This is a genomic window from Ruegeria sp. YKSD179, assembly GCF_059612885.1.
Genome location: NZ_JBXWRL010000098.1, coordinates 1 through 6,936 on the forward strand (window position 1 = coordinate 1; position 6,936 = coordinate 6,936).

A 6,936-nucleotide genomic window follows, 5' to 3' on the forward strand; every position below is an offset into this window, starting at 1 on the left:
CTTCAAGCTGACACGTAGCGCTGCTCTTAACGAGTGGCGCGAACTTGGCGCGGGATAAAGGACAGCCTCACTGGTCTACCAGAGACGAGTTCGAATTCGTCTGACAGCACCGTTTCAGAACCAATGAGGTTGTTCATCGGACTGGATCCTTGTGGGTACGGAACGCATCCTCTTCGGCGGACAAAAGCTGCGCTGATCTATCGGAAGACTGGCAACCTTCGGGCCGTCCAACTCCTGCTTGGACACACCAAGGTTGATAGCACGGTCAGGTACCTTGGGGTCGAACTCGACGACGCGTTGAGCATCTCGGAGAAGATCGACATCTGACGGTTTGACGGACGGCAGCAGCCGTCCGTCATCTCAAAACGGGTTCCGAAGTTTAGGCGCGAACGGCCGCTCCTTCGGATACCAGACTTTGGATTATTTTCGTTAAATGACCGCCATGCGGACAAAGCTGTCATTCGTGAGAGACGTTCGAGTAACTGGTGAAGCTCATAATTGACTTAACTGCCTAGAGAACGGACTTTGTCTGGGGGTGAATTTGCGTGGCTTAAGAAAAATGGCGATCTCGATAAAACTACTATCTGACGACCTTGGCTATGAGGAAGCTCGCGATCTCTGCCGTGAATGGCTGGAATGGCATTGGGAAAACTACCCATCAGATTGGCCTGTCGAAGGAAATCCCATGGAACCCGAGCGCTTCAAAAAAGTGCTTGAAGACATGCCAAACTTGCACGCAAGGCCGCGAGGCGGCATCTTTGTGGCGTCCATTGCCGACCAACCGGTAGGCTGCGTTATGTACTCTGAACAATCCGCCCTTGTTGCCGAATTCAATCGCATGTTTGTTAGCGAAGCTGGCCGTGGGCACGGAGTTGGTCGCCGTCTGCTGGACGCGATGTTCAATCAAATGATTGAAGACGGTTACCAAATGGTTATGTTTACGTCCGCTAAATTCCTGACACACGCCAAAGCCATGTATGAGAATGTCGGTTTCACCAATAGGCCTCATCCTGAAGGTTTTCCCGACGAGTGGATACCTTACACTTACTGCATGGAACGTTCGCTCAGGGATTGATGCAGCAATTCGGGAAACGTGCAGTTCCCCCTGACATTGCGCTAGGTGCCTACGTTCAGTGAGTTTCACTAAATGTCTGCTGTGCGGACTTACCAGACGGTCAACTATCGCGCTGCTTCGAGGATGATTGAAACCACTTCACTTTCAAAAGACAGTGGTCTCGGTTAGCTTAAGCTAAGAAATTTGTTTCGATTGCTGGGTTGACCGGCCTCGCAAGAGCACACTGTGTTTTTAACGTCGGCAACTGGCGGGAGGAGACGCACGTGGGATTCGTATCAATGCGGTCAATCAGCCATAAACTTCTTCATTGGATGAGCGCGCTGATCGTGGCTTTGCCCAGCGGCGCAGTCGGTCAGTCTGACACAGCAACAATTCCTCGGATTGGTTTACTAACCTGGTCGGCGTGTGAAGAAGCGTGGCTATCGAACAGTTCCGGTCCTTTCTTGCGAGGGTTGGGCGAGTTTGGATACAAGCCTGGCGAGTCCGTTTTGATCGAGTGCCGTAGTGCAGGCAAAAGTTATGACGGACTATCGGAGGCGGCGGCCGACCTCGCAAAACTCCCATTAGATGTCATTGTCGGAGACTCGGAGCCGGTGGCCCACGCCGTGCGCACCGAAACGTCGACAATCCCAATGGTGATGATCATTAGTGGCGATCCGGTGGACGGGGGTCTAGCACAGAGCCTTGCAAAACCGGGTGGTAACGTCACGGGCGTCACCTACTATGCCACGGAACTCACCGCCAAGCGGCTGGAACTCCTGGCAGAGTTGCTTCCAGAACTGACAAATGTCGGCGTCCTCGCCAATCCGAATGTGGCTTACATGCCATTTGAAGAGGATGCCAAACGGGCCGCTTCCAGGCTAGGTATTACTGCAACAGTATACCAGGTTCGTGAACCCGACGATTTAGTGGAGGCGTTCTTGCGGATGAAAGCCGACGGCGCTCAGGCAGTCTTCGTGCTGCCCGACTTGATGCTCGCTAGTCAAGTTACAAAGATTGCCGAACTCTCTCTGAATCACGGTTTGCCGTCGATGGGGTGGGGTGGTTGGTTCACGCCAGCTGGCTTTTTGATGGCCTATTCTTCGGATTATTACACGATGATCCATCGGCTCGCCTTCTACGTGGACCAAATCTTGAATGGTGCAAATCCGGGCGACTTGCCAATTGAGCAACCAACTACTTTCAGCCTGTCGATCAACATGAAAACGGCAGAGGCCCTTGGTGTGGAAGTGCCGCAAGGTTTGTTACTGTTGGCGGACGAGGTGATCGAATGAAACGCGACTGCAAGCCAATTGTTACGATTGGTGCCGCGTAGTCGTGAAAGGTGCAAGGGGAAAACCACGTCGGTCTTTGTTCCGAAAATATTTCCTGGTTTTGTTTATTGTCGTGAGCGTTCCGCTTCTGACCACTGGCCTAAGCGACGCGTGGTTTGGCTATCGCGATCAACGCGCCTTTCTCAACTCTCTTTTGCGGTCGGAGGCGAATTCAGCAGCCTCACGGATTGAGACTTTTCTCGACACTATCAAAAACCAACTCAGTTGGACCGTTCGGCTAAACTGGTCAGCGGATACTCGGGATCAACACAGATTCGACGCTTTGGGAGTTCTTCGCCAGGTTCCGGCTGTTATCAGCATTACGCTGGTAGATGGCGACGGGGTCGAACAGCTCTTTTTGTCACGGATCGACCTGAACAGGATCGCGAGCGGAATTGATCGTTCCCGTGATCCAGCGGTGTCTGGAGCGCGATCCACACAATTATGGTACGGCCCGGTCATATATTACCAAGGTTCAGAGCCGCATATGACAATTGGCCTGTCTGGCAATCGCAAGGCCGCTGGCATCGTGGTCGCTGAGATCAATCTGAAACTCATCTGGGATGTGATATCGGCAATTAAAGTGGGAGAAAACGGCCAAGCATTTATTTTGGATGAAACCAATAAGCTTTTCGCACATCCAGACATCAGTCGGGTGCTACGTGGCACTGATGATGCGACCTTGATAGCTATGCGCGATTTGCGAAGGGCAATTGATGAGGCTGAAGGTGAAGCGATCGTCGCCAAAAACATTTCCAATGGAAATGTCGTAATTGCGATGTCGGCCGTCTCAGGAACGGGATGGGCAGTTTTTGTCGAGCAACCGCTATCCGAAGCCTTTGCCCCAATCTATTCCGCCCTTTGGCGTACAGCAGGGCTGATGCTCGCGGCCGCCGCGTTCTCTGCATTGCTTGCCTTTTGGCTCGCTCGGCGCATGGCTCGTCCCATTGGTGAACTAGAAAAAGGCGCGGACCACATCGGCGCAGGCGACTTTGACTACCGGATCGAAATCGCCACGGGCGATGAACTCGAACTTCTTGCGAACCGGTTCAACCTAATGGCCCGAGGTCTCGCTGTATCTCAAGAGCGATCAGAACGGATCTCTAGACTAAAGCGATTCCTGGCACCGCAAGTCGCCGAGTTAGTTGAAAAGTCAGGGGACAAAAGCGTGCTAGCGGGGCAGCGTGCGGAAGTTGTCGTGGTCTTTTGCGACCTTCGCGGCTTTACCGCATTCTCCGCCGGATCCGAACCCGACGAGATAATGCAGGTGTTATCTGACTACCATGAGGCACTCGGTTCCATCATCACGCGCTATGAGGCCACGTTGACGAACTTTTCAGGAGACGGGCTGATGATTCTTGTAAATGCTCCGGTACGGTGTGCAGAGCCAGCAATACGAGCAGTGGACATGGCAATTAAAATGCAGACGGAAATTCAAAAGCTCGTCACCCAGTGGCGTTCCCGAGGTTACGAACTCGGGTTCGGAGTTGGACTTGCGATCGGCGAGGCAACGGTCGGTCGAATTGGGTATGAAGGTCGCGTCGAATACACTGCCATTGGTAACGTCGTGAATTTGGCTTCGAGACTGTGTTCATCTGCTGACAATGATCAGATCCTCATTGATCCCGTATTGGCGGAGACCGCGCGTGGAAATTTTTCTTTGGTTTCACTCGGTCGCCGCAGATTCAAAGGTTACGAGAAACAACTAGCCGTATTTAGCGTTTCCCATAGTTAGTTTAAAATCCCGTCGGACTAGGAACTGGGTTTCTAGCGCTGACGCCGAGGGAATGGCAGGATGTTAACGCGACGCTGTTGTCATAAACCCCACGACCATGTGAAGCCAAGTCACTGGATCGTCTGATGACAGAGCATCAGAGTAAGCCTTAAGTGAATTCTATGGAATTGGTATTTGCATATGGTGCGGGTCTGCTGACCCTAATCAACCCCTGCGTCGTGCCGGTGTTGCCTATTGTGATCGCCACCGCGTTTCAGTCTAGTAGCTTTGGGCCCGTCGCCCTGTCCGCTGGGTTGAGTTTGTCGTTTGTGAGTTTGGGCGTCGGTATCACCGCATTTGGACAGGTGCTAGGGATCGACATCGACACGATTTCTAAGGTCGGGGCCGGACTGATGGTGCTGTTCGGTTTGGCGCTCTTAGTTCCGCAGGCCGGGGCGGTTCTGGCTGGAGCAACGGTTGGACTTTCCTCACAAGCTGATGCGCAAATCGAATCGCTCGACCGCAGCGGTCTGCGTGGGCAATTCCTTGGTGGGCTGCTGCTAGGCGCTGTCTGGAGCCCTTGCATCGGTCCGACACTGGGCGGAGCAATCTCGCTTGCGTCACAGGGCGAGGGACTTCTGCGCGCCACTGCTATCATGGTGTTCTTCGCCGCAGGCGTCTCGACGCTGATCCTTGGGCTTGCCTATGGCACTCGCGGCGCCTTCGGGCGCTACAATACACAACTCCGCGCGCTTGCGCACAGCAGCAGGCCTATCCTTGGAGTGGCCTTTGTCACCGTAGGCCTGGCATTATTGTTTAACCTTCACCACATAATCGAGGCCTGGCTGATCGGTGTTCTGCCTGCATGGTTGATCGATCTCTCAGTCTCTTTGTAACAACGATCAAAGGAGCCCACTCATGGATCGCCGTCACTTTCTCGTCTTGACCGTCGGTGCAGCGTCTTTGCCGTTTGCCGGCAAGGCAGCCCCGCTGGAATACGAACCTGGACTATTGGAAAAACACCTGAAAACCGGAGATACTGTGTTTCTGGATTTCAAGGCCAGCTGGTGCAGTACTTGCGCTGCGCAAGAGCGGGTCATCAATACGCTGAAATCGGAAAACTCCGATTACGAGGCCAATATTACGTTTATCGACGTTGATTGGGACGACTATGGAAAATCGGAGCTGGTCAAACGCATGAACATTCCGCGCCGTTCGACACTTGTCGTGCTGAAAGGGGATCAGGAACTGGGCCGCATAGTCGCCCAGACGGGTAGATCACAAATCAAGGCGCTGATGGATACTGCTTTGGAGGCCGCGACTGCTTGACTTTGAACTACTGGGAAGAACCGTTGGCAACCCAGGCCTATCGGTATCAGTGGCTATTTCTTCAGTAGAGCAAACTGGCGCTTCTGGCGCTAATCTTCGCCGTTACTTTCGGCCCTTTGCCGCACATTTGCTACTCAATCGGTTAAACTACCTCCCTCGTAAACCCATTTGATGGCGGCGGGGTCCGGGCAAATCCGGCTACCGACCTCGCGCAGGTGCCGGGAAATTTCGTCCGTCATTCCATCCATTCTTGCCTCGCCGACAGCGCCCTTGCGGATCATGGCTCCGGAATTTAGAATTGGGATCTCTGAGGCCGTACGCCCTTCAAACTTTTCCTCATTCGCTTTCATCCATGGGAAGGATGTAAATTCCAGTACATTGGCCCATTGTGCTTCGCTCAGCTCTTCACCAATGAATTCGGCAATTTTTCGAATTGATCCGTGGTGGTCGCTCTTCATGTCAGTAAAATGCAGGAACAAAACATTTGCCTCATTCCGGAGCGGCCACCACGCGGCGAGAAAGCCAAAGATCGCGCCTTGCATACCGTTGGCGTCAATCACATCAGAATAGAAGGATGGAAAGTCGGGTCGACAAAGGGCTTCTCTTGGCACGCCCCAGAGTTCATACCATGCGTCCGAGTGCTTGTTCAGGAATGGCCTGAATGAAACGAGGGCCTCCTCCGGATTTCGCATGATTACGACATATTTGACGTCGGTGCCCGACCCGACGCTCTGAAACGGCACCGCAGGTGGCGGCGAATGCGTCTTGAAAGCGCGGCGCGTGTTGGTTGGCATGGCTGTTACCCGTTCAACCACGACTTCCTGGGGCTGCCCGGGGAAGGCCAAAAATTCAATCCAAGGCACCTCTTCGTAGACGTCTCGAAAATCATCAGTCCCGCCCGTTAATAACTGATGAACGATGTTCATTGTCCAGGTTGTCCCGCTTTTAATTGGAACAGAAATCACCACATCACCGTCCCTCCAAGCGATCTTTTGTTGAATTTCCGGAACTATCCATGGTGGCCCTGAAGGTGGGGCGGCGTCTTCTGGGGCGGCGTTCATTATAATTGACCTCTCATTGGCCTCTCTTCGGTCGAGAGGACTAAACCACTAACTTACCCCGTAAGAGCAGACTTTTCCAAATCCCGCGCACTAGGACCACCAAGGTAGATGCGTCATGACAAAAAATGACGGGCAACGAACAGCTCCATTTTCACGCCACTCAGGTTCAATAATAAAAAAACCGGAGCGGGCTGACAGCAGGCGGCCGCTGAGTTTTTTCGCATGTCTGCTTTGGGCTCGATGCAGTCATTCGCTGAAATGCCGCGAGCGACCGCAATGCGGACGAAGCCGCCGTTAGCCGCACCGCAGCGTTCAAAGACCTTCTGAGTGACCGCTGTGCAGATGGGGTGGATGGCTCCTGCTCCATCGGCGTCGCGATGCGCCATAGTGCAGGTGTCGTTATCTGCGAGAGAGGAGTCACCCCATGCAAGTTACCACGATCGG

The 6,936-nt window shown here is 53.4% G+C and carries 7 protein-coding genes and 1 pseudogene; 6 read left to right on the forward strand and 2 right to left on the reverse strand.

Translation table 11 applies throughout. From position 1 onward, the window contains the following. Window positions 1–135 precede the first annotated feature (135 nt). The 6 genes and pseudogenes from AC2FNE_RS24005 to AC2FNE_RS24030 all read left to right on the forward strand — a co-directional run. Window positions 136–327: pseudogene (locus tag AC2FNE_RS24005) on the forward strand (integrase); the annotation flags it as partial. A gap of 214 nt (window positions 328–541) precedes the next feature. Next, entirely contained in the window at window positions 542–1,075 is a 534-nt protein-coding gene (locus tag AC2FNE_RS24010; RefSeq protein ID WP_496806496.1) for a GNAT family N-acetyltransferase, read from the forward strand. A 263-nt stretch (window positions 1,076–1,338) separates the two neighbouring features. Beyond that, window positions 1,339–2,349 (forward strand): ABC transporter substrate-binding protein, encoded by a 1,011-nt coding sequence (locus AC2FNE_RS24015; RefSeq protein WP_496806497.1) that lies wholly within the window; start codon window positions 1,339–1,341, stop codon window positions 2,347–2,349. 112 nt (window positions 2,350–2,461) lie between these two features. Next, the gene (locus AC2FNE_RS24020; RefSeq protein ID WP_496806498.1) at window positions 2,462–4,123 is read left to right on the forward strand and encodes a cache domain-containing protein; all 1,662 of its coding nucleotides are present in this window, start codon (window positions 2,462–2,464) and stop codon (window positions 4,121–4,123) included. Between the two features lie 161 nt (window positions 4,124–4,284). Continuing rightward, window positions 4,285–4,998, forward strand: coding sequence for a cytochrome c biogenesis CcdA family protein (locus tag AC2FNE_RS24025; RefSeq protein WP_496806499.1), 714 nt, complete (start codon window positions 4,285–4,287; stop codon window positions 4,996–4,998). 22 nt (window positions 4,999–5,020) lie between these two features. After that, entirely contained in the window at window positions 5,021–5,431 is a 411-nt protein-coding gene (locus AC2FNE_RS24030) for a thioredoxin family protein (RefSeq protein WP_496806500.1), read from the forward strand. 134 nt (window positions 5,432–5,565) lie between these two features. On the opposite strand, the gene AC2FNE_RS24035 is transcribed toward AC2FNE_RS24030, so the two are convergent. Both AC2FNE_RS24035 and AC2FNE_RS24040 read right to left on the reverse strand, forming a co-directional pair. Then, entirely contained in the window at window positions 5,566–6,492 is a 927-nt protein-coding gene (locus AC2FNE_RS24035; protein ID WP_170477500.1) for a sulfotransferase domain-containing protein, read from the reverse strand. Window positions 6,493–6,605: 113 nt separating this feature from the next. After that, window positions 6,606–6,878, reverse strand: a complete 273-nt coding sequence (locus tag AC2FNE_RS24040) for a hypothetical protein (protein WP_496806501.1) — start codon at window positions 6,876–6,878, stop codon at window positions 6,606–6,608. Window positions 6,879–6,936 lie beyond the last annotated feature (58 nt).